Annotated in this window: 20 protein-coding genes; 13 read left to right on the forward strand and 7 right to left on the reverse strand. The window is 68.3% G+C overall.

Annotated elements, in window-relative coordinates; genetic code table 11:
• The first annotated feature begins 1 nt into the window (after position 1).
• The 5 genes from OOZ48_RS16555 (at position 2) to OOZ48_RS16575 (ending at position 9,040) form a co-directional block, all read left to right on the forward strand.
• The gene (locus OOZ48_RS16555) at positions 2–1,150 is read left to right on the forward strand and encodes an isochorismate synthase (protein ID WP_269499925.1); all 1,149 of its coding nucleotides are present in this window, start codon (positions 2–4) and stop codon (positions 1,148–1,150) included.
• On the forward strand, positions 1,147–1,785 hold the full coding sequence (locus tag OOZ48_RS16560; RefSeq protein ID WP_269499926.1) for an isochorismatase family protein: 639 nt from the start codon (positions 1,147–1,149) through the stop codon (positions 1,783–1,785). The genes OOZ48_RS16555 and OOZ48_RS16560 overlap by 4 nt, the downstream gene beginning before the upstream one ends.
• On the forward strand, positions 1,782–2,594 hold the full coding sequence (gene dhbA, locus OOZ48_RS16565; RefSeq protein WP_269499927.1) for a 2,3-dihydro-2,3-dihydroxybenzoate dehydrogenase: 813 nt from the start codon (positions 1,782–1,784) through the stop codon (positions 2,592–2,594). Before OOZ48_RS16560 ends, dhbA begins: the two co-directional genes overlap by 4 nt.
• A 242-nt stretch (positions 2,595–2,836) precedes the next feature.
• Positions 2,837–7,564 (forward strand): glutamate synthase-related protein, encoded by a 4,728-nt coding sequence (locus OOZ48_RS16570; RefSeq protein WP_269499928.1) that lies wholly within the window; start codon positions 2,837–2,839, stop codon positions 7,562–7,564.
• 12 nt (positions 7,565–7,576) lie between these two features.
• On the forward strand, positions 7,577–9,040 hold the full coding sequence (locus tag OOZ48_RS16575; RefSeq protein ID WP_269499929.1) for a glutamate synthase subunit beta: 1,464 nt from the start codon (positions 7,577–7,579) through the stop codon (positions 9,038–9,040).
• Between the two features lie 59 nt (positions 9,041–9,099).
• On the opposite strand, the gene OOZ48_RS16580 is transcribed toward OOZ48_RS16575, so the two are convergent.
• From OOZ48_RS16580 to OOZ48_RS16590, 3 genes are read right to left on the reverse strand one after another with little or no spacing between them, the layout of a single operon-like run.
• On the reverse strand, positions 9,100–10,485 hold the full coding sequence (locus OOZ48_RS16580; protein WP_269499930.1) for a sensor histidine kinase: 1,386 nt from the start codon (positions 10,483–10,485) through the stop codon (positions 9,100–9,102).
• Positions 10,482–11,153, reverse strand: a complete 672-nt coding sequence (locus tag OOZ48_RS16585; RefSeq protein ID WP_269499931.1) for a response regulator transcription factor — start codon at positions 11,151–11,153, stop codon at positions 10,482–10,484. The genes OOZ48_RS16580 and OOZ48_RS16585 overlap by 4 nt, the downstream gene beginning before the upstream one ends.
• Positions 11,134–11,433 carry a PepSY domain-containing protein gene (locus OOZ48_RS16590; RefSeq protein ID WP_269499995.1) on the reverse strand — a complete coding sequence of 100 codons (300 nt, stop codon included), beginning with the start codon at positions 11,431–11,433 and terminating at the stop codon, positions 11,134–11,136. The genes OOZ48_RS16585 and OOZ48_RS16590 overlap by 20 nt, the downstream gene beginning before the upstream one ends.
• A gap of 165 nt (positions 11,434–11,598) precedes the next feature.
• Between OOZ48_RS16590 and OOZ48_RS16595 the strand changes: the two genes are divergently transcribed.
• From OOZ48_RS16595 to OOZ48_RS16605, 3 genes are read left to right on the forward strand one after another with little or no spacing between them, the layout of a single operon-like run.
• Positions 11,599–12,981, forward strand: coding sequence for a ferredoxin reductase family protein (locus OOZ48_RS16595; RefSeq protein ID WP_269499932.1), 1,383 nt, complete (start codon positions 11,599–11,601; stop codon positions 12,979–12,981).
• Between the two features lie 19 nt (positions 12,982–13,000).
• Positions 13,001–13,468 (forward strand): DUF2271 domain-containing protein, encoded by a 468-nt coding sequence (locus OOZ48_RS16600; protein WP_269499933.1) that lies wholly within the window; start codon positions 13,001–13,003, stop codon positions 13,466–13,468.
• A 22-nt stretch (positions 13,469–13,490) separates the two neighbouring features.
• Positions 13,491–14,471, forward strand: coding sequence for an FAD:protein FMN transferase (locus tag OOZ48_RS16605; protein WP_269499934.1), 981 nt, complete (start codon positions 13,491–13,493; stop codon positions 14,469–14,471).
• Here the strand turns inward: OOZ48_RS16605 and OOZ48_RS16610 are convergent.
• The 4 genes from OOZ48_RS16610 to OOZ48_RS16625 form a co-directional block, all read right to left on the reverse strand.
• Positions 14,455–14,943, reverse strand: a complete 489-nt coding sequence (locus OOZ48_RS16610) for a hypothetical protein (protein WP_269499935.1) — start codon at positions 14,941–14,943, stop codon at positions 14,455–14,457. The two genes, OOZ48_RS16605 and OOZ48_RS16610, sit on opposite strands and share 17 nt — an antisense overlap.
• 93 nt (positions 14,944–15,036) lie before the next feature.
• Complete coding sequence (locus tag OOZ48_RS16615) at positions 15,037–15,516, reverse strand: Spy/CpxP family protein refolding chaperone (RefSeq protein ID WP_269499936.1); 480 nt, start codon at positions 15,514–15,516, stop codon at positions 15,037–15,039.
• Positions 15,513–15,947 carry an anti-sigma factor family protein gene (locus tag OOZ48_RS16620; protein ID WP_269499937.1) on the reverse strand — a complete coding sequence of 145 codons (435 nt, stop codon included), beginning with the start codon at positions 15,945–15,947 and terminating at the stop codon, positions 15,513–15,515. Before OOZ48_RS16620 ends, OOZ48_RS16615 begins: the two co-directional genes overlap by 4 nt.
• 11 nt (positions 15,948–15,958) lie before the next feature.
• On the reverse strand, positions 15,959–16,510 hold the full coding sequence (locus tag OOZ48_RS16625) for an RNA polymerase sigma factor (RefSeq protein WP_269499938.1): 552 nt from the start codon (positions 16,508–16,510) through the stop codon (positions 15,959–15,961).
• A gap of 125 nt (positions 16,511–16,635) precedes the next feature.
• Here OOZ48_RS16625 and OOZ48_RS16630 point away from each other — a divergent pair, with 125 nt between their 5' ends.
• The 5 genes from OOZ48_RS16630 (at position 16,636) to OOZ48_RS16650 (ending at position 20,383) form a co-directional block, all read left to right on the forward strand.
• Entirely contained in the window at positions 16,636–17,460 is an 825-nt protein-coding gene (locus OOZ48_RS16630; RefSeq protein WP_269499939.1) for an ABC transporter ATP-binding protein, read from the forward strand.
• Entirely contained in the window at positions 17,457–18,245 is a 789-nt protein-coding gene (gene mlaE, locus OOZ48_RS16635) for a lipid asymmetry maintenance ABC transporter permease subunit MlaE (protein ID WP_269499940.1), read from the forward strand. The genes OOZ48_RS16630 and mlaE overlap by 4 nt, the downstream gene beginning before the upstream one ends.
• Positions 18,246–18,263: 18 nt before the next feature.
• Positions 18,264–18,761: an outer membrane lipid asymmetry maintenance protein MlaD gene (mlaD, locus tag OOZ48_RS16640; protein ID WP_269499941.1), complete on the forward strand. Its 498-nt coding sequence runs from the start codon at positions 18,264–18,266 to the stop codon at positions 18,759–18,761.
• Positions 18,762–18,893: 132 nt separating this feature from the next.
• Positions 18,894–19,712, forward strand: a complete 819-nt coding sequence (locus OOZ48_RS16645; RefSeq protein ID WP_269499942.1) for an MlaA family lipoprotein — start codon at positions 18,894–18,896, stop codon at positions 19,710–19,712.
• An 11-nt stretch (positions 19,713–19,723) separates the two neighbouring features.
• Positions 19,724–20,383, forward strand: a complete 660-nt coding sequence (locus tag OOZ48_RS16650) for an MlaC/ttg2D family ABC transporter substrate-binding protein (protein WP_269499943.1) — start codon at positions 19,724–19,726, stop codon at positions 20,381–20,383.
• Positions 20,384–20,452 lie beyond the last annotated feature (69 nt).

Raw genomic sequence — 20,452 nt, forward strand, 5'->3', positions numbered from 1 at the left:
CATGGACATGCTGACCCACCTGGATGTCGCGCCAAGCACCCTGGCTGATTTCCAACCCGGCGACAGCCTGTTCGCCACGCCCCGCGAGGTCTATCATGGGCGCGGCGCCGGGCTGCGCGCCGCGCCCGTGGGCGGGGTCGCCCGCCGGGCGGCGGAGCTGCTGTCCGAGGCCTCGGACAGGCCGGCCGCGCCGGTGCTGCTGGGCCTGCTGCCCTTCGATCCCGGCCGCCCCGCGCAGTTGCTGGTGCCCGACGTGCTGCACCGCATGAGCGCGCCGCGGGCGCTGCCCCCATCGGGCCCGACGAGCGTGCTGGGCTGCACCGAGCATCCGTCCGGCGCCGCCTACGAGCAAGGCGTGCGCGACGTCCTGGCGCGCATGGCCCTGGATCCGACGCTGCGCAAGGTGGTGCTGGCGCGCACCCTGCGGATCGCGCTCGAGCAGCCGGCCGACCTGCGCCGCATCCTCGGGCGTCTGTGGCTGCACAATCCGGCCGGCTACACCTACGCCGTGCCGCTGGATGGCGGCGAGTGCTTCGTGGGCGCCAGCCCCGAGCTGCTGGTGCGCCGCGAGGGCCGGCGGGTCACCCTTCATCCGCTGGCCGGCACCGCCGCGCGCCATCCGGACCCCGGCATCGATGCGCACGGGGCGCGCGCGCTGCTGGATTCGCCGAAGGACCTGCGCGAGCACGCCGTCGTGATCGAAGCCATCGAAACCGTCCTGCGCCCCCTGTGCCGTACGCTGGACATTCCCGCGCGGCCCTCGCTGACCGCCACGGCCCGCCTCTGGCACCTGGGCACGCCGATCTCGGGCGAGCTGGCCGATCCGGCCATCGGCGCACTGGATCTCGCCCTCGCCCTGCACCCCACCCCGGCCGTCTGCGGCCTGCCCGCCGCGGCCGCGCGGCAGGCCATCGCCCAGACCGAACCCTTCGAGCGCGGCTATTTCGCGGGGGCCGTGGGCTGGTGCGATGCACAAGGCGACGGAGCCTGGTCCGTGGCCATCCGCTGCGCCCACGCCGCGGGACGCGAACTGACCCTGTACGCCGGCGCCGGCATCGTCCCGGGCTCGGTCCCGGAACAGGAGCGCATCGAGACCGGCAACAAGCTGCGCACCATCCTGGATGCGCTGGACCTGGATTCCACCCCATGAGCATTCCTTCCCTGGCGTCCTACGAGATGCCCGACGCCCCGGTGCGCAACCGCGTGCAATGGCGCCCCGACGCCCGCCGCGCGGCGCTGCTGATCCACGACATGCAGAACTATTTCCTGGGCAAGTACGATGTCGCGCGCGCGCCCATCCCGGCGCTGGTCGCCGCCATCGGCCGCCTGCGGGACTGCTGCGACGCGCAGGGCGTCCCGGTGTTCTACACCGCGCAGCCGCCCGTGCAGCCCGACGCCGACCGCGCCTTGCTGAACGATTTCTGGGGTCCGGGGCTGACCGCCCCCGACCAGCAGGCCGGGGCGGGCATCGTCGCGGCGCTGGCCCCGCGCACGGGCGACGTGGTCCTCACCAAATGGCGCTACAGCGCCTTCCAGCGCTCGGACCTGCGCGAGCGCCTGCGCGCGCAAGGCCGCGACCAGCTCATCATCACCGGCGTGTATGCGCACATCGGCTGCCTGAGCACGGCCCTGGAGGCTTTCATGCAGGACGTGCAGCCGTTCCTCGTCATCGATGCCTGCGCGGACTTCAGCCTGGCCGACCACCACATGGCCGTGACGCACGTGGCGCGCTGCTGCGGCATGAGCCTGACCACCGACGACATCTGCGAGGCGCTGACATCATGACGCTTTCCCCTTCCCCCGAACTCGAATTCAGCGGCCGCCGTATCCTCGTGACGGGCGCGGCCAGCGGCATCGGCGCCGCCGTGGCCCGGCGCCTGCTGGCTCAGGGCGCCGCCGTCGCGGCGGTCGACCGCGACGAGGCGGGCCTGGCGGCGCTGCAGGAGTCGGCCGGCGCGCACTCGCAAGACGCGGGGCGCCTGTGGACCGCGCCGCTGGATGTGCGCGACGCCGGCCAGGTCGCGCGCGCCGTGGCCCAGGCCGAGGATGCGCTGGGCCCCTTGGACGGCCTGGCCTGCGCGGCCGGCGTGCTCGAGATGGGCGACGCGGTGGATCTGAGCGACGAACAGTGGGCGCATTGCTTCGCAGTCAACACCACGGGCGTGTTCCAGGTCTGCCGCGCCGTCGCGCGCGGCATGCGGGACCGCGGCGCGGGCGCCATCGTGAACGTCAGCTCGAACGCCGCCGGCACGCCGCGGGCCGGGATGTCCGCCTATGCCGCCTCGAAGGCGGCCGTCACGCAGTTCAGCCGCTGCCTGGCACTGGAACTGGCGCCGCATGGCATCCGCGTCAACATCGTCTCGCCCGGCTCGACGGACACCGCCATGCAGCGTGCCATGTGGGCGCTGGGCAGCTCGCGCGAAGCCGTCATCGCCGGCGATCCGGGGCGCTGGCGCCTGGGCATCCCGCTGGGCAAAATCGCCACCCCGGACGAGATCGCCGATTCGGTGCTGTTCCTGCTGTCGACACGCGCGAGCCACATCACCCTGCACGACCTGCGCGTCGACGGCGGCGCCACGCTGGACCAGGGCTGAATAATTTTTTTGACCCCTTCCATAGGGGTTTTCCCGCCTGGCTCGGGTCGCACGGCTCAAGCCAGGTTTTATTTTTCATCGGCTTTGTACCGTCCCTGTTTTTCACGACTAGAATCATATCCATCCAAAAATAGGGACGGTACATCCCAGAAGACTATTGTTGGACGCCGCCGCAAGGCGTAAGGTTTCGAACTCCGCCGCGCGCACGGCGCGGCCTTCGCATCCGCCTGCCGAGCTCCGCCATGACCCGTCCCGCCTCCTGTCCGCCCGGACTGCCCGCCCCCCAGGGCCTCTACCACCCCATGCACGAGCACGACGCCTGCGGCGTGGGCTTCGTGGCGCACATCCAGGGGCGCAAGAGCCACGCCATCATCCAGCAGGCGCTGAAGATCCTGGAAAACCTCGACCACCGCGGCGCGGTCGGCGCCGACGAATTGATGGGCGACGGCGCGGGCATCCTGCTGCAGATTCCCGACCAGCTGTATCGCGAGGACATGGCCAGCCAGGGCGTCACCCTGCCGCCACCCGACGAGTACGGCGTGGCCATGGTGTTCCTGCCCAAGGAAACGGCCTCGCGCCTGGCCTGCGAGCGCGAACTGGAGCGCGCCGTGCGCGACGAGGGCCAAGTGGTGCTGGGATGGCGCGACGTGCCCGTCGATCACGACATGCGGATGTCGCCCACGGTGCACGCCTGCGAGCCGGTGATCCGCCAACTGTTCATCGGCCGCGGGCAGGACATCATGGTGCCCGACGCCCTCGAGCGCAAACTGTACGTGATCCGCAAGACCGCCAGCCACGCGATCCAGCGCATGCAGCTCGCACATGGACAGGAATATTTCGTGCCCTCGATCTCGGTGCGCACGGTGGTCTACAAGGGGCTGCTGCTGGCCAGCCAGGTCGGCGTCTATTACCGCGACCTGGCCGACACCCGCACCGTGTCCGCCCTGGCGCTGGTGCACCAGCGTTTTTCCACCAACACCTTCCCGGCCTGGCCGCTGGCGCACCCCTACCGGATGATCGCCCACAACGGCGAGATCAACACCGTCAAGGGCAATTTCAACTGGCTGCGGGCGCGCGAGGGCGTGATGAGCTCGGCCGTGCTGGGCGAGGACCTCGCCAAGCTCTACCCCATCGTCTACGAGGGCCAGTCGGATACGGCGACCTTCGACAATTGCCTGGAACTGCTGGTCATGTCGGGCTATTCGCTGGCCCACGCCATGATGATCATGATCCCCGAGGCCTGGGAACAGCACGCCGACATGGACGAGACGCGCCGCGCGTTCTACGAGTACCACGCGGCGATGATGGAGCCCTGGGACGGCCCGGCGGCGGTCGCCTTCACCGACGGCCGGCAGATCGGCGCGACCCTGGACCGCAACGGCCTGCGCCCGGCGCGCTACCTGATCACCGACGACGACATGGTGATCCTGGCCTCGGAGGCCGGCACCTTGTCGATCCCCGAACATCGCATCATCAAGAAATGGCGCCTGCAACCCGGCAAGATGCTGCTGATCGATCTGCAGCAAGGGCGCATCATCGAGGATGCCGAGATCAAGTCGCAGCTGGCCAATGCCCATCCGTACCAGCAATGGATCGAGCGCCTGCGCATGAAGCTCGACACCCTGCCGGCCCTCAAGGCCGACGATGCGCCGGCCTCGGGCGCGACGCTGCTGGACCGCCAGCAGGCCTTCGGCTGGACCCAGGAGGACTTCAAGTTCATCCTCGAGCCCATGGCGCGCAACGGCGAGGAAACCACCGGCTCGATGGGCAACGACGCGCCTCTGACCGTGCTGTCGGACCGGCCCAAGCCCTTCTACAACTACTTCCGCCAGATGTTCGCGCAGGTCACCAATCCGCCGATCGATCCGATCCGCGAGCAGATGGTGATGTCGCTGGTGTCCTTCATCGGACCCAAGCCCAACCTGCTGGACATCAACAACGTCAATCCGCCGCTGCGCCTGGAGATCAACCAGCCGGTGCTGGACCAGGCGGCGATGGCGCGGCTGCGCCACATCGGCAGCCTGACCGGGGACAAGTTCCGCTGCCAGGAACTGGACATCACCTATCCGGTGGCCTGGGGGCCCGAGGGCATCGAGGCCTGCCTGGCCTCGCTGTGCGCCAGCGCGGCCGACGCGGTGCGCAGCGGCTACAACATCCTGCTGGTGAGCGACCGCAAGGTCGACGCCGAGCACGTCGCCATCCCCGCCCTGCTGGCCACTTCGGCGATCCACCTGCACCTGATCCGCGCCGGCCTGCGCACCAAGACCGGACTGATCGTCGAAACGGGCTCCGCGCGCGAGGTGCATCATTTCGCGCTGCTGGGCGGCTACGGCGCCGAGGCCGTGCACCCTTACCTGGCGCTGGAATCCCTGGCGCAGCCGGCCAGCCCGCACGCCTCGCCGGGCGGTACGCTGCCCGACCCCGCCACCGCGACCGAAAATTACATCAAGGCGATCGGCAAGGGCTTGAAGAAGGTCATGTCCAAGATGGGCATCTCGACCTACATGTCCTACACCGGCGCGCAGATCTTCGAGGCGGTCGGCCTGCACGGCAGCCTGGTGCAGAAATATTTCACCGGCACCCCCAGCAACATCGAGGGCATCGACATATTCCAGGTGGCCGAGGAGGCGCTACGCACGCATCATGCCGCCTTCAGCACCGACCCGGTGCTGGCCGACGCGCTGGAGGACGGCGGCGAATACGCCTTCCGCATCCGCGGCGAACAGCACATGTGGACGCCGGACTCGATCGCCAAGCTGCAGCACGCGACGCGCGCCAATAATTATTCAACCTTCAAGGAATACGCGCAGCTCATCAACGACCAGTCGCGCCGCCACATGACGCTGCGCGGGCTGTTCGAATTCCGCGTCGACCCCGCCAAGGCGATCCCGCTCTCGGAAGTCGAGCCCGCCAAGGAGATCGTCAAGCGCTTTGCCACCGGGGCGATGTCGCTGGGCTCGATCTCGACCGAGGCCCACGCCACGCTGGCGGTGGCCATGAACCGCATCGGCGGCAAGTCCAACACCGGCGAGGGCGGCGAGGACGCGCTGCGCTATCGCGCCGAAATGCGCGCCGGCAAGCCCACCGTCCGGAAGGGCGACAGCCTCGCCTCGGTGCTGGGGACCGAGCGCATCGCCGCGGACGTGCCGCTGGCTGCGGGCGACTCGCTGCGCTCGCGCATCAAGCAGGTGGCCTCCGGCCGCTTCGGTGTGACCGCCGAGTACCTGTGCAGCGCCGACCAGATCCAGATCAAGATGGCCCAAGGCGCCAAGCCGGGCGAGGGTGGCCAGCTGCCGGGCCACAAGGTCACCGATTACATCGCCCAGCTGCGCTATTCGGTGCCGGGCGTGGGCCTGATCTCGCCGCCGCCGCACCACGACATCTATTCCATCGAGGACCTGGCGCAACTGATCCACGACCTCAAGAACGTCAACGAACAGGCATCGATCTCGGTCAAGCTGGTCGCCGAAGTGGGCGTGGGCACGGTGGCCACGGGCGTGGCCAAGGCCAAGGCCGACCACGTGGTGATCGCCGGGCACGACGGCGGCACCGGCGCCTCGCCGGTCTCGTCGATCAAGCATGCCGGCATCCCCTGGGAGCTGGGCCTGTCGGAAACGCAGCAGACGCTGGTGTTGAACGGCCTGCGCACGCGCATCCGCGTGCAGGCCGACGGCCAGATGAAGACCGGGCGCGACGTGGCCATCGCCGCCTTGCTGGGCGCCGACGAGTTCGGCTTCGCCACCGCTCCGCTGGTGGTCGAAGGCTGCATCATGATGCGCAAGTGCCACCTGAACACCTGTCCGACGGGCGTGGCCACGCAGGATCCCGAGCTGCGCAGGAAATTCCGCGGCAAGCCCGAATACGTGGTGAATTATTTCTTCTTCGTCGCCGAAGAGGTCCGCGAGATCATGGCGCAGCTGGGCATCCGCCAGTTCGATGAGCTGATCGGCCGCGTGGACCTGCTCGATACGCGCAAGGGCATCGAACACTGGAAAGCGCGCGGCCTGGACTTCAGCCGCATCTTCCACGCCGTGCCCAGCGACGAACCGGTGCACCAGACGATCACGCAGGACCACGGCCTGGCCCATGCCCTGGACCACCAGCTGATCGAGCGCAGCAAGGCGGCCCTGGAGCGCGGCGAAAAAGTATCCTTCATCACGCCGGTGCGCAACCGCAACCGCACCATCGGCGCCATGCTCTCGGGCCAGGTGGCTGCGCGCTACGGCCACGAAGGCCTGCCCGAGGACACCATCCACATCCAGTGCAACGGCTCGGCCGGACAGAGCTTCGGCGCCTTCCTCGCCCACGGCATCACGCTGGACCTGGTGGGCGAGGCCAACGACTACGTGGGCAAGGGTCTGTCGGGCGGCCGCATCATCGTGCGCTCGCCCAATGATTTCCGCGGCTTCGGCCCGGACCACATCATCGTCGGCAATACGGTGCTGTACGGCGCCACCGGCGGCGAGGCCTACTTCAACGGCGTGGCCGGCGAGCGCTTCGCCGTGCGCAATTCGGGGGCCGTCGCGGTGGTCGAGGGCACCGGTGACCACGGCTGCGAATACATGACCGGCGGCACCGTGGTGGTGCTGGGCGAGACCGGCCGCAACTTCGCCGCCGGCATGTCGGGCGGCGTGGCCTACGTCTGGGATCCCAAGCAATCCTTCGCGCGCCGCTGCAACCCGAGCATGGTCCACCTCGAGCCGCTCGAGGCGCACGACGTCCAGTCGCGCGCCGACGAGCGCCATGCCTGGCACAGCATGACGCGCGCCCACGAGCGCGAGACCGACGAGACCATCGTGCGCCGCCTGGTGGAGAATCATTTCCGCCATACGGGCAGCTTCCGCGCCCGCGAGATCCTGGACGACTGGCCGCAGGCGCGCCGCGCCTTCGTCAAGGTCACGCCGATCGAATACCGCCGCGCACTGGGCGAGCTGTGGACCAGCGCCCAGGCCCAGACGATAGCCGCCTGAGGACACGAGAACATGGGAAAAATCACCGGATTCATGGAATTCCAGCGGGTCTCGCCCGCCTACGAGGCGCCCGCCTCGCGCATGCGCCACTGGAAGGAATTCGTCCCCGTCCTGACCGACGAGGAAGCCAAGGTCCAGGGCGCACGCTGCATGGACTGCGGCATTCCATTCTGCACCCACGCCTGCCCGGTCAACAACATCATTCCCGACTGGAACGACCTGGTCTACCGGCAGGACTGGCGCCGCGCGCTGGACGTGCTGCTGTCGACGAACAATTTCCCCGAGTTCACCGGCCGCGTCTGCCCCGCGCCCTGCGAGGCCGCCTGTACCCTGAACCTGAACTTCGAGGCGGTGGGCATCAAGTCGATCGAGCATGCCATCATCGAGCGCGGCTGGGCCGAGGGCTGGGTCTTGCCCATGCCGCCCACGCGCAAGACCGGCAAAAGGGTCGCCGTCATCGGCTCCGGCCCCTCGGGCCTGGCCTGCGCGCAGCAGCTGGCGCGGGCCGGCCATAGCGTATCCGTCTATGAAAAAAGCAACCGCATCGGCGGCCTGCTGCGCTACGGCATTCCGGACTTCAAGCTGGAAAAGGCCCACATCGACCGCCGCGTGGCGCAGATGGAGGCCGAGGGCGTGGAATTTTTCCCTTCGACCTACGTGGGCCGCCCCGAGGACGCCGAGGACGGCCTCACCGTGGTCACACCGGAGGATCTGCTGGAGCACCACGACGCGGTGGTGCTGGCCGGCGGCGCCGAACAGCCGCGCGACCTGCCGGTGCCCGGGCGCGAGCTGCGCGGCGTGCACTTCGCGATGGATTTCCTGCGCCAGCAGAACAAGCTCAACCACGGCGACCGCATCGCCCGGCCGATCAGCGCCAAGGACAAGCACGTCATCGTCATCGGCGGCGGCGACACGGGTTCGGATTGCGTGGGCACCAGCAATCGCCAGGGCGCGGCCTCGGTGACGCAGTTCGAACTGATGTTCAAGCCGCCCGAGGCCGAGGACAAAATGCTCACCTGGCCCTATTGGCCGATCAAGCTGCGCACCTCGAGTTCGCACGAGGAAGGCTGCCAGCGCGACTGGGCGGTGGGCACGCAGGCCTTCGAGGGCAAGGGCGGCAAAGTGGACAAGCTGGTCGCCGCCCGGCTGGAATGGCTGCGCGACAAGGCGACCGGCCAGTTGAAGATGCGCGAGGTGAAGGATTCGCGCTTCGAGATGCCGGCCGACCTGGTGCTGCTGGCGATGGGCTTCGTGTCGCCAGTGCGCGCCGTGCTGGATGCCTTCGACATCGCGGTGGACGGGCGCGGCAATGCGCAGGCCAACACCGAGGACTATTGCAGCAGCCGCGCCAAGGTGTTCGCCGCCGGCGACATGCGCCGCGGCCAGTCCCTGGTGGTGTGGGCGATCCGCGAGGGGCGCCAGTGCGCGCGCTCGGTGGACGAGTACCTGATGGGTTCGTCGGTGCTGCCGCGCTAATACGCGGCCTTGCCTTGGCCGGTCTCGCCGGCAGGCCAAGGCAAGGCCGCAACAACCTATCAGGTATAGGGCTGCGCGCCGCCGTCGGCCGCCGGCAGGCACAGGCGCAGCCGCGCGCCGCCTAGCGGCGATGCCAATGCCTGCACACTGCCGCCGTAGGTCTGCGCCAGCACACGCACGATATCCAGCCCAAGGCCGGAGCCCGGATGCTGTTCGTCCAGCTGCACGCCACGCTCGAACATGCGCGCACGCAGCGCCTCCGGAATGCCCGGCCCATCGTCATCCACGGTGAAGCAGATCCGTCCGTCCTCATGCTGCACATCGACGACGACGCGCGTGCGCGCCCACTTGCCCGCATTGTCGATCAGGTTGCCCAGCAGCTCGTACAGGTCCTGCTCCTCGCCGCGAAACGCGCCATCCTGTGCCTGGGGCGCCAGCTCGAACGCCAGCTGTCGCTGGGCGTGCAGGCGCTGCATGGTGCGCAGCAGCGCCTGCACGGGCGCCAGCACTGGCGTGCGCAATCCCGTGGCGCGCACGGCCGCAGCGGCGCGGGCGCGCGCAAGGTGGTAGTCCACCTGGCGACGCGCGCCAGCCACCTGCTCGAGCACCAGCCGCGCCAGAGGGCTGCTGTCCTGCTCGGCCGCATTGGCGAGGATGGACAAGGGCGTGTGCACCGCATGCGCCAGATTGCCGGCCTGGGTACGGGCGCGCCCCACCATGTCGGCGTTCGCTGCCAGCACGTGATTGAACTCGTTGACCAAGGGTTGCAGCTCTTGCGGGAAGCGTCCTTCGATTTGGACGGCATGGCCGTCACGCACCGCCGCCAGACGCGCGCGCAGCAGCCTGAAGGGACGCAGGGCCAAATGCAACTGGACCGCCATGGCCACGGCCATGGCCAGCGCCAACATGCCGAGCGCGATCAGCAGCATGCGGGTGAACCGCTGCAGGGGTTCGGCCAGCAGCGCCGTGTCGCCGGCCACGGCCAGGCGCAACAGCGGGGCGTCGTCCTCGGCAAGCTGCAGGGTACGTGCCACGGCCAGCAATTCATGGCCTTGCGCATCGCGCAGGTGCAGCACGCGGTACCCACGGGCGGGGTAGTCTTCGAGGGCGGGCGGCAGCGTCAGCACTTGGTCCCATAGCGAACGCGAACGCACAACGGCCGACAGCGGTGCCGCACCCAGCCGGTCGATCTGCCAATACAGGCCGGACAGCGGCTGCGCCAGGCGCGGGTCGGCCACCATGGCCGCCACGGTGGCGCCGTCCCGGGGCGTCCAGTCCACGGCGGCGCTCAGCTGGTCCAGCTGCACCACCAATTGCGCCTGCAGCTGCTGCGTGATGTGGTCCTGAAACAGGGCGCGCAGCGCCCAGCCCGCCAGCGCGATGCTGAGCACCATCCACGCCAGGGTGCCCGCCAGCAGCCGCAGGCGCAACGAACCGCCCCTCATGCAGGCGCGCCCGCCTCGACCAGCCGGTAGCCCAGACCACGCACGGTTTCTATGCTGCCCGGGGGCAGCTTTTTGCGCAGGCGGCCCACGAAGACCTCGATCGTATTGGAATCTCGGTCGCTGTCATGCGGGTAGATGTGCTCGGACAGTTCCGTGCGGGACAGCACCTCGCCCTTGCGTTGCATGAGCAGCGACAGCAGCTTGAACTCGTGGCTGGTCAGCGTCAGCGGCCGGCCGTCCACCAGCACGCGCGCCTGGCGTGTGTCCAGCCAGATGGCGCCGCACTGCCACTGGGCCGTGGCATGCTCGCCCAAGCGTCGCAGCAGGGCGCGCAGGCGGGCCAGCAGTTCCTCCATGTGGAAGGGCTTGGCCAGATAGTCGTCGGCGCCCGCGTCCATGCCGGCCACCTTTTCGTGCCAGGCACTGCGCGCGGTGAGGATCAGCACCGGCATGTTGCGTCCTGCCGCGCGCCAGCGTCGCAGCACCGACAGGCCATCGAGCGCGGGCAGGCCCAGGTCCAGCACCACCGCGTCGAAATCCTCGACCTCGCCCAGATAGTGCGCCTGGACCCCGTCGCCGGCGGTCTCGACCGTATGGCCCGCCGCGGTAATGGCCTGCACCAGCTGGGTGCACAGCACGGGTTCGTCCTCAACGACGAGAATCCGCATCCCTGTCCTTTCGGTCTTCCTTGCGTTTGACCTTCAACACGCGCCCATCCACCGCATCGACCTGGAGCTTGGCCATGCGGCCGTCATCCTGCAGCATGCGGATCTCGTAGATGAAGCGGCCATCCTCACGCTCGAACTCCACTTTCAGCACCTGCCCCTGGTATTCGTGCTCGACCTTGTCGAGCACGACGCGCAACGGCAACACCTGGCCGCGTTCGAGCGCCTGGCGCGCCAATTCATGATCCTCATGCTCACCGGCATGCAAAGCGCCGCCCGTCATGGCGATGCCCAAAGCCAGGGCCGGCGGGATGAGGAAACGATGCAATGTCTTCATGGGCAATTTTATACAGGGGCCGCGATGAACGGGAGATGAACGGCGCCTTCACCAGGCGTTCATGGCGAGTCCCACAGAATGGGCCTCAAATCCGCAAACAGGGGAAACATCATGCGTATCAAAATTGCCTTGGGAGCCTGGCTGGCCGCCATCGCCCTGGCCTGGCTGGCCGTGGCCTCGCCGCAGCTGGGTGTATCGCCACTGGTGGACGCGCAGGGCGCCGCCACGGGCTGGTGGCAGCTGCGCCAGCATATTCTGTACCTTTCCGGCCTGTGGAGCATCGGCCTGATGGGGCTGGTGATGCTACTGGCCCTGCGCCCGCCCTGGCTGGAGCGTCCCCTGGGCGGCATGGATCAGGTCTATCGCCTGCACAAGTGGGCGGGCATCGGCGCGGCATTGTTCGCCCTCCTGCATTGGGGGGCCGATCAGTCCAGCGACTGGATCAAGTTCCTATGGGGACGCGAGGGCCGACCCGCACGCGAGGCGGTCCTCCCGTGGCTGACCGGCACCCGGGGCGTTGCCAAAGACCTGGGCGAGATGGCGTTTTATCTGCTGCTGGCCATGGTGGCCATCACGCTGCTGACCCGGCTGCTGCCCTACCGTCCCTGGCGCTTCCTGCATCGCGCCATGCCGCTCGTGTTCCTGGCGCTGGTGTTCCACAGCATCGCGCTGATGCCACTGGCCTTCTGGACGGCGCCGCTGGGCCTGCTGATGGGCGCGCTGCTGGCACTGGGCAGCGTGGCGGCCATCTGGTCGCTGGCGGGACGGATCGGCCGCTCGCGCAGCCACACGGGCCATATCCATGCCGTATACATCCTGGGCGAGGGCGACACGGCTGCGCCCATCGAGGTGATCTGCGCCCTGCCGCCAAGCTGGCCCGGCCACCGCGCGGGGCAGTTCGCCTTCGTGCGATTCGACGGCGCCGAGGGCGCCCACCCCTTTACCATTGCCAGCGCACCCGGCAGCCTGGGCGTCAACGAACAGGGTGAGCGGCTGCTGCGCTTGGTGATCAAGCCCCTGGGCGACTACACCCGCACTCTGGGCCGTCGGCTGCAGGCCGGGCAGCGCGTGGACGTCGAAGGCCCGTATGGCCGCTTCAACGGCAAGGGCCGCCATCAACGCCAGCAGGTCTGGGTGGCCGGCGGCGTAGGCGTTACGCCCTTCCTGGCGCTGCTGGAGGCCCGCCAACCGGGCGCCGCCCCGGCGCCCCACACCTTGCAAGCCGTACAGATGCACTACTGCACCCGCGACGCCGCCACCGATCCGCTGCTGCCGCGCCTGCGCACATTGTGCGAACAGGCCCAGCCGCCGGTCACGCTCACCGTGCACAGCGACGCCCATGGCCAGCGCCTGCGTCCCAGGGACCTGGAGTCCCTCGGCGAACCGCTGGACATCTGGTTCTGCGGTCCCCAAGGCCTGGGCGACACCCTGGACGCATACACCGGCGGCCCGCGCCCTTGGCGCCTGCACCGTGAATCCTTTGCCCTGCGTTGATTCCGATAAGGAGTATCCCATGAAACGCCTCACTTCATTACTCGCCTTATGCGTGCTCCTGCCCGCGCTGGCGCATAGCCGCCAGGTCACGCTTTCAACCACGCTCAAGAACCCTGAAGGCGACGGCGCCTATCTGGCCATCTACCTGACCGATGCCAACGGCGCCTACGCCAGTACCCTGTGGGTGGCTGGCCGCAAAGCCAAGTACTACAAACACCTGACGGACTGGAACCGCCTCTCCGCTGGCGACGGCCGCCGTCTGCAAGGCATAACCGGGGCCAGCGCCGGAGCGGGACGGATCCTGAAGGTGACCACCGACCTGGCTGACGCACTGATCGACGCGGGCTATGAAATCCGCGTCGATGTGTCCGCGGAGGACATGGACGACAGCCCTTCGGAGATCCGCGTGCCCCTGTCTTCCGCACAGGCGGGCCAGCCACAGGCCGGCACGCAGTTCATCCAGTCGTTCATGGTTCAGCTGCAGTAGCAGCGTCGCTCGGATGGACGCGATGCCCCCGAACCGTTCCGCCGCGAGGCGTTTGCTGCTGCACGGCCCCACCATGGGCACGCGCTGGTCCGTGATCTGCGATGCCCCGCTGGACGCGGACTCGCATGTCCTGCGCGGCGCCATGGCTGCAAGCGTGGCGCAGGTGGACACGCAGATGTCACCCTGGCTGCCGGATAGCGACCTCAACCGCCTGAACCATACGCCGCCTGGGACATGGGTGGCCCTGCCCGCCGAAACCCTCGAGGTGCTGGCCCATGCTCTGGACGTCTGCCGTCATAGCCAAGGCGCGTTCGATCCGGCCGTCGGCGCGCTGGTCGATGCGTGGGGCTTCGGCGCAGCCCGCAATGCGCCCGATGCGGCTGCGATTCGCGCTGCCAGTCAAGCGACGCACCCGCCGACACATGAGGCATTGGAATTGGACCGGGCCACAGGCCGCGCCCGCAAACACGCACCGCTACAGCTGGACCTGTGCGGCATCGCCAAGGGTTATGCGGTGGACCGTATGGCCGGCACGCTTCGGCAACTCGGCATACGGCACGCCCTGATCGCGCTGGACGGCGAATTGCGCGCCCTGGGCGGCCAAGCCGACGACCGCCCCTGGACGGTGGCGGTGGAAAATCCCGTCCCCGGGCGCCGCAGCGTCCATAGCGTCCTCGAGCTGCGGGACCTGGCTGTGGCCACCTCCGGCGATTACCGCCGTTATCTGGACATAGGCGGCGCACGCCTGGCACACACTATGGATGCGCGCCGCGCTGCCCCCGTACGCAACGAGGTCGCCTCCGTCACGGTGCTGGCGCGCCGCTGCATGCACGCCGACGCCTGGGCCACCGCGCTGCTGGTCGCCGGACCCACCGAAGGGCCGGCGCTGGCCCGCCGCATGGGGCTGGAGGCACTGTGGATACTGCGTCGCCAAGGCGCACTGGCCGCGCTGGGCCTGGGACGGTTCGGCCAGACGTGTGCATCCATCAATGGGGAATACTGACGTTTTCCCAACCGGGATGGTCGAAGTATTCGCCATAACGGTTCAGGGCGCGCGCCAGCGCGACCACCCCGTCCGCGCGAGGCTGCCCGGCCTGCTTGCCAGCGGCGACGTCGGCGCCGGCCACCACATCACCCAGAATGACATGCAGCGCGGCGTCGGCGTCCGGAGGCAATTTGCAGTTTTGGACGATATAGGACAGCTCGCGGTTGGTTTGTGCGCCCAGCCCATCATATTGGGCGTCGGTCAATGTGCCCGCATGGGCCTGAGGCAGCGCCTCGGACACAGCTTGGCGCAGATTGCCCATCGCCAGGCGCAAGGGATCGTCGGTGGCCCACTTGCGGCCATGATCCAGCGTCAACGCAGTGGTTTCGGCATGTCCGTGATCATGCGTCTCGGCCGCGATGGCCGGACTGCCGGCCAAGGGCATGGCAAGGCTCAAAGCAATGATGAGGTGGCGAGTGGAAGTTTTCATATTGCGGCTCCTGTAGGCGTTCGGTCAATGTCGTTCCCGACCTTGATATAAACGTGCCAGGTCCGGAAAAGTTCCATCCGCCCCCGGGCTCGCTCAGGGCTGTGGCGGCACCTGGTGCAAATGCCCCTCTCGCGTGCTCGCCTGGCGGCCGTACTCGTCGAGCAAAAGGGTTTTGAGCAGCGCACGCTGCCCTTCGTCCAGTACCGCCTGCTCGGCCAGGAGCTGGGCGATCACGCGCTTTTGCTGGGCATCCTGCAGGCTGGCGATGCGCGCCTGGATCGAGGCAAGGCGCGCGGTATCCGGATGCCCCGAAAATATCTCGTCGAGCAGGGCCTGGCGCTGGGCGCGGATATCCGTCCAGTTCGTGGCCAGGTCATCCAGGAACGGCTGTTCGAGCGCGTGCCAGGCCGCACGCTGCGACGGCGACAACGAAAGCCGGTCGGCCAGGGCCGAGGCCGGTTGAGTCCGTGCCATCCCGGATCCCAGCCACTGACGATAGCCGACCGCGCCGACAAAGCCGACATTCAAGGCCAGTGACGCCGCCAGCACGGATTTCAGGACACGGGCATTCATGTTTGCTCCTTCGAAGGATTGCACAGCCCCGCGGCTGCGCATAGGCCGCCCGGCGGCACAGGATCAAAAACGCGAAGCGACGCGGTTCGCACGCCGGGATCGGACGGCGAACCCGGCGGCGGCAGCACGCCCAGTCCGACGCCCATCGCCAGCGCGGCGGCGATCGCCAGGCCGGCGGGGCTCCAGCCCAACCATAGGCGCCACGCGGGGGCGCGCCGCGAAGCCGGCCGCGACGAGTATCGGACCGCAAGATCCAGGTCCAGCGGCGGGTCCGGCAGCTCGCGCAGTTCGTCGGACAGTCGCTGCAAGGCGGACAGCTCGGCGGCGCAGGCCGGGCAAGACCGGACGTGGACGCCGATCAACATCGCGCGCCGCTCGGTGCAGGCGCGGTCCAGATAGGCTGACAGCAGGACGGTTCTGGGGCAGGGCATGGTTTCCTCCGTCAACTTCGCAAAACGGCGAGCAGCGCGGCCCGTGCGCGCGCAATGCGCGAGCGCACGGTGCCAAGGTTCAAATCGAGCGCGCGGGCAATGTCCTCATACGACATCCCCTCGATTTCACGCAACAGAAGGACCTCGCGATGGGCGGACGGCAGGGCGGCCAGCGCCGCCTCCAGCCGGCGCGCTTTCTGCGTGGTCTCGAGGCGCGCGTCCGGGCCGGGGGCCGGGTCCGCCACATCCAGCCCACCGTCGATCGGCACGAAAAGACGCTCGCGCCTGGCCCGGCGCAGGTGATCCATCGCCAAGTTATGGGCGATCCGGAACAGCCAGGTGCGGAACCTGGCCTCGGGGCGCCACGCCCCGATCGCCTGAAACGCGCGCAGAAAGGTATCCTGAGCCAAGTCGCGCGCGGTATCCGGCGCACCCGTCAGTCGCACCAGGTAGCGATGGACCGAAGCCTGGTGCCGGGTCACCAGCCAAGCGTAGGCGCGCGCGTCTCCCGCGCAAGCGCGTGCCGCGTACTGGGCCTCTTCGAGGTCGGAATCCGTCTTCACATCCAGTTCAACGAACGAGCCCGCAAAAAGTTCCCTAAGCCGGCCCACGGGCAGTGGGCACGAGCCGGCACAACCTTAGCTGCGTCCACGGGTACAATAGCAAATCGAGATAGACTTGGCCCGAAATGAATCAAGCCGCTCCTTCCTCGCCCATCGTGAAATTCGACGGTGTTTCACTGGGATACGGCGATTTCACCGTGCTGCACGACGTGGACCTCGAGATCCTGCCGGGCCAGGTCGTCGCCGTGATGGGCGGATCCGGCTCGGGCAAGACCACGCTGCTGCGCGCCACCACGGGACAGCTCGCGGCCAGCGCCGGACGCGTCGAAGTCTTCGGCCGCGACATGGCGACGCTGCACGGCGAGGCGCTGCGCGAGGCCCGCCAGCGCATGGGAGTGCTGTTCCAGGCCGGCGCCCTGTTCACCGATCTCGATGTGTTCGAGAACGTCGCCTTTCCGCTGCGCGAACACACCTGCATCTCCGAACACCAGATCCTCGAACGCGTCCTGGACAAGCTGCAGGCCGTCGGCCTGCGGCAGGCGGCGCACCTGCGGATCTCGGAGATTTCCGGCGGCATGGCCCGGCGGGTCGCACTGGCGCGCGCCGTCGTGCTGGAGCCCGAGCTCATGCTCTACGACGAGCCTTTCGCCGGCCTGGACCCGATCTCGCTGGGCGTCACCGCCCAGCTCATCCGCAACATGACCGACCAGCTGGGCTGCGCCACGATCCTGATCACCCACGACGTGGCCGAGTCCTTCGCCATCGCCGACCAGGTCTATCTCATCGGCCAGCGCACGCTGATCGCCCGCGGCACGCCCGAGGCGCTGTCAGCCTCGACCGACGCCTACGTGCGCCAGTTCCTCGACGGCCAGCCCGACGGTCCGATCGCCTTCCGCTATCCCGATACGCCCGCCTTCCAGCAATGGCTGGCATCCAAGGGGCGGCCATGAACGGCCTGACGTCACGCATCACCGCCCTGGGCCGTGGATTCCTGTCCGCCGTCACCGGCCTGGGCGCATTCGCGCGGCTGCTCGTGGCCATTCTGGCGCGCAGCGGCGTGGCCTTGCGCCGCCCCAGGCTGGTGTCGCAACAAATCCATTTCATCGGCAACCACTCGCTGCTGATCATCGGCGTCTCGGGCCTGTTCGTGGGCTTCGTCCTGGGCCTGCAGGGCTACTACACCCTGAACCGCTACGGCTCCGAGGAGGCCCTGGGCCTGCTGGTGGCGCTGTCGCTCACGCGCGAACTGGGTCCGGTGGTGACGGCGCTGCTCTTTGCCGGGCGCGCCGGCACGTCGCTGACCGCCGAGATCGGCCTGATGAAGGCCGGCGAACAGATCGCAGCCATGGAGGTCATGGCCGTCGACCCCGTGCGGCGCGTGCTGGCGCCGCGGTTCTGGGGCGGGGTGATCGCCATGCCGGTGCTGGCCGCCGTGTTCTCGATGGTCGGCGTGCTGGGCGGCTGGTTCGTGGGCGTGGTGCTGATCGGCATCGACCCGGGCGCCTTCTGGTCGCAAATGCAAAGCGGCGTGGACGTCGTCAAGGACGTCGCCAACGGGGTCTTCAAAAGCCTCGTCTTCGGCGTGGTGGTCACGCTGATCGCGCTCTATCAGGGCTGGACGGCGCGGGCCACGCCCGAGGGCGTGTCGCGGGCGACCACGCGCACGGTGGTCGACGGCGCCCTGGCGGTGCTGGGACTGGATTTCCTCATGACGGCGCTGATGTTCGCCAACTGAAGATTCGATGGAAACGACATGACGCGTGAAAAAACCGATTTCTGGGTAGGCCTGTTCATCCTGCTGGGCCTGATCGCCCTCGTATTCCTGGCGCTGCGCGCCGGCAACATGAGTTCATTCTCCTTCGCGCCCACCTACCAGGTGACGGCGCATTTCGACAATATCGGCGGCCTCAAGGTGCGCGCACCCGTCAAGAGCAGCGGCGTGGTGGTCGGCCGGGTCGCGGCCATCGGCTTCGACAACCAGCGCTACCAGGCGGCGGTCACGCTGGACATGGAGCAGGCCTACGAGTTCCCCACGGACTCCTCGGCGTCGATCCTGACCTCGGGCCTGCTGGGTGAACAGTACATCGGCCTGACCCCGGGCGGCGAGGACAAGATGCTGGCCCAGGGCGGCGAGATCCAGTTCACGCAAAGCGCCGTGGTCCTCGAGGAACTGATCAGCAAGTTCCTCTACAGTTCCGCCGAAAAAGAAGGCGGCGCCCAGGGCGGCGCCGCCGCGCCGGCCATGCAGTGAGGATGTCGGCGGTGCGCCGCATCGGCTGGCCGGTGCGGGCGCGGCTCCGCCGCGCGCCCGGTGTTCTGGTTTATCCCTTGACCTTATACAATGCGTAGTTTCATTTCACGAACTGTTCGCAAAGGCGCCGCCATGAACACCTCGAATCCATCCGCCCAACCGTTGCCCGTTCGCCGCCGCGCCGCACGCGCCGGCCTGGCGCTGGCTGCGGCCGCCTTGGTGGCCGGATGTGCGAACGTGCCCAATCCCGCTCCCAACGATCCGTGGGAATCCTACAACCGCAGCATGTACGCGTTCAACGACACGGTCGATCGGGCCTTCCTCAAGCCCATCGCCACCGGCTACGAAACCGTCACGCCACGGCCCGTGCGCACCTGTATCCACAATGTCTTCAGCAACCTGGGCGATGTCTGGTCGGCGGTCAACAGCTTCATCCAGGGCCGCGGCCACGATTTCGCCAACACCCTGGGCCGCGTGCTGTTCAACAGCACCATGGGGCTGGGCGGCTGCATCGACGTGGCCTCGATGAACGGCGCGCGCAAGATCCCCAACGACTTCGGCGTGACGCTGGGGGTGTGGGGCTTCGACAGCGGCCCCTACCTGGTGCTGCCCTTCCTCGGATCCAGCACCGTGCGCGACGGGGTCGGCACGGGGGTCGCCCTGGTCGCCCCGTCCTCGCCGACCGCCGCGATCCTGACGCTGGACGACATCCCGGTGCGCAATGCCCTGGTCGGCCTGTACATCGTCGATACGCGCGCCAACCTGCTCGAGGCCGACCGCCTCGTCGAGCAGGTCGCCCTCGACCGGTACAGCTTCATCCGCGACGCCTACCTGCAGCGGCGCAACGTCATGGTGCAGTCCCGGCGCAGTGGCGGCGAGGCCGCGGGCGAACAGGGGCCGGGGTATGCAGACCCCACGCTACCGGATTATGCTGATCCGGATGACGAATGATGGACATGACCATGCACACCTTTGTTTCCGCCTTTTCACATCGCTTGCGCACCCTCGGCCTCGGGATCCTGCTGGGGACCGCGCTGGCGCTGGCCGCCGCTGGACCCGCCCAGGCGCAGCGCCCCGTCGACCCCAAGGCCGAGCCCAACGCCTTCATGGAGGCCATCGCCAACAACATGCTCGATGCGGTCAAGGCCGACGAGCGCGCCCGCCAGGGCGACGTGGCGGCGATCACCGCCCTGGTCGAGCAATACGCGATGCCCTACGTCGACATGGACAAGACCACCCGCCTGAGCGCCGGGCGCTATTGGCGCCAGGCCTCGCCCCAGCAAAAGACCGCCTTGGTCGAGGCCTTCAAGGGCACCCTGATCCGCACCTACAGCGGCGCCTTCACCAAGGTCGACAGCAGTTCGCGCATCGACTTCCAGCCGTTTCGCGGTGATCCGGCGGCGGATGACGCGGTGGTGCGCTCGACGGTGACCCAGCCCAATGCGCCCTCCGTGGGGGTGGACTACCGCCTCGAGCGCACCGACGCGGGCTGGAAAATCTACGACCTGGGCGTCGAGGGCATCTGGCTGATCCAGAACTACCGCAACCAGTTCGCGCAGCAGATCAACAGCAGCGGCATCGACGGCCTGATCCAGGCGCTGTCCTCGCGAAACACGCGCTGACTCCGCGGCCCCGGGCGCAAGGCGCCGGGCGGCTATAATAGTGGATTGCGGCTCCATTTACGGGGCCGG

Source organism: Castellaniella sp. S9 (assembly GCF_027257175.1).
GTDB lineage: Bacteria > Pseudomonadota > Gammaproteobacteria > Burkholderiales > Burkholderiaceae_B > Castellaniella.

Bases quoted from the DNA above. Each gene is read 5' to 3' on its own strand.
- OOZ48_RS16580 (WP_269499930.1), bottom strand. From the start codon at position 10,485: ATGAGGGGCGGTTCGTTGCGCCTGCGGCTGCTGGCGGGCACCCTGGCG.
- OOZ48_RS16600 (WP_269499933.1), top strand. From the start codon at position 13,001: ATGAAACGCCTCACTTCATTACTCGCCTTATGCGTGCTCCTGCCCGCG.
- OOZ48_RS16645 (WP_269499942.1), top strand. From the start codon at position 18,894: ATGAACACCTCGAATCCATCCGCCCAACCGTTGCCCGTTCGCCGCCGC.
- OOZ48_RS16570 (WP_269499928.1), top strand. From the start codon at position 2,837: ATGACCCGTCCCGCCTCCTGTCCGCCCGGACTGCCCGCCCCCCAGGGC.
- OOZ48_RS16560 (WP_269499926.1), top strand. From the start codon at position 1,147: ATGAGCATTCCTTCCCTGGCGTCCTACGAGATGCCCGACGCCCCGGTG.
- OOZ48_RS16575 (WP_269499929.1), top strand. From the start codon at position 7,577: ATGGGAAAAATCACCGGATTCATGGAATTCCAGCGGGTCTCGCCCGCC.
- OOZ48_RS16630 (WP_269499939.1), top strand. From the start codon at position 16,636: ATGAATCAAGCCGCTCCTTCCTCGCCCATCGTGAAATTCGACGGTGTT.
- OOZ48_RS16590 (WP_269499995.1), bottom strand. From the start codon at position 11,433: ATGACGGGCGGCGCTTTGCATGCCGGTGAGCATGAGGATCATGAATTG.
- OOZ48_RS16595 (WP_269499932.1), top strand. From the start codon at position 11,599: ATGCGTATCAAAATTGCCTTGGGAGCCTGGCTGGCCGCCATCGCCCTG.
- dhbA (WP_269499927.1), top strand. From the start codon at position 1,782: ATGACGCTTTCCCCTTCCCCCGAACTCGAATTCAGCGGCCGCCGTATC.
- mlaE (WP_269499940.1), top strand. From the start codon at position 17,457: ATGAACGGCCTGACGTCACGCATCACCGCCCTGGGCCGTGGATTCCTG.
- OOZ48_RS16585 (WP_269499931.1), bottom strand. From the start codon at position 11,153: ATGCGGATTCTCGTCGTTGAGGACGAACCCGTGCTGTGCACCCAGCTG.
- OOZ48_RS16555 (WP_269499925.1), top strand. From the start codon at position 2: ATGGACATGCTGACCCACCTGGATGTCGCGCCAAGCACCCTGGCTGAT.
- OOZ48_RS16605 (WP_269499934.1), top strand. From the start codon at position 13,491: ATGCCCCCGAACCGTTCCGCCGCGAGGCGTTTGCTGCTGCACGGCCCC.
- mlaD (WP_269499941.1), top strand. From the start codon at position 18,264: ATGACGCGTGAAAAAACCGATTTCTGGGTAGGCCTGTTCATCCTGCTG.
- OOZ48_RS16610 (WP_269499935.1), bottom strand. From the start codon at position 14,943: ATGAAAACTTCCACTCGCCACCTCATCATTGCTTTGAGCCTTGCCATG.
- OOZ48_RS16650 (WP_269499943.1), top strand. From the start codon at position 19,724: ATGCACACCTTTGTTTCCGCCTTTTCACATCGCTTGCGCACCCTCGGC.
- OOZ48_RS16615 (WP_269499936.1), bottom strand. From the start codon at position 15,516: ATGAATGCCCGTGTCCTGAAATCCGTGCTGGCGGCGTCACTGGCCTTG.
- OOZ48_RS16620 (WP_269499937.1), bottom strand. From the start codon at position 15,947: ATGCCCTGCCCCAGAACCGTCCTGCTGTCAGCCTATCTGGACCGCGCC.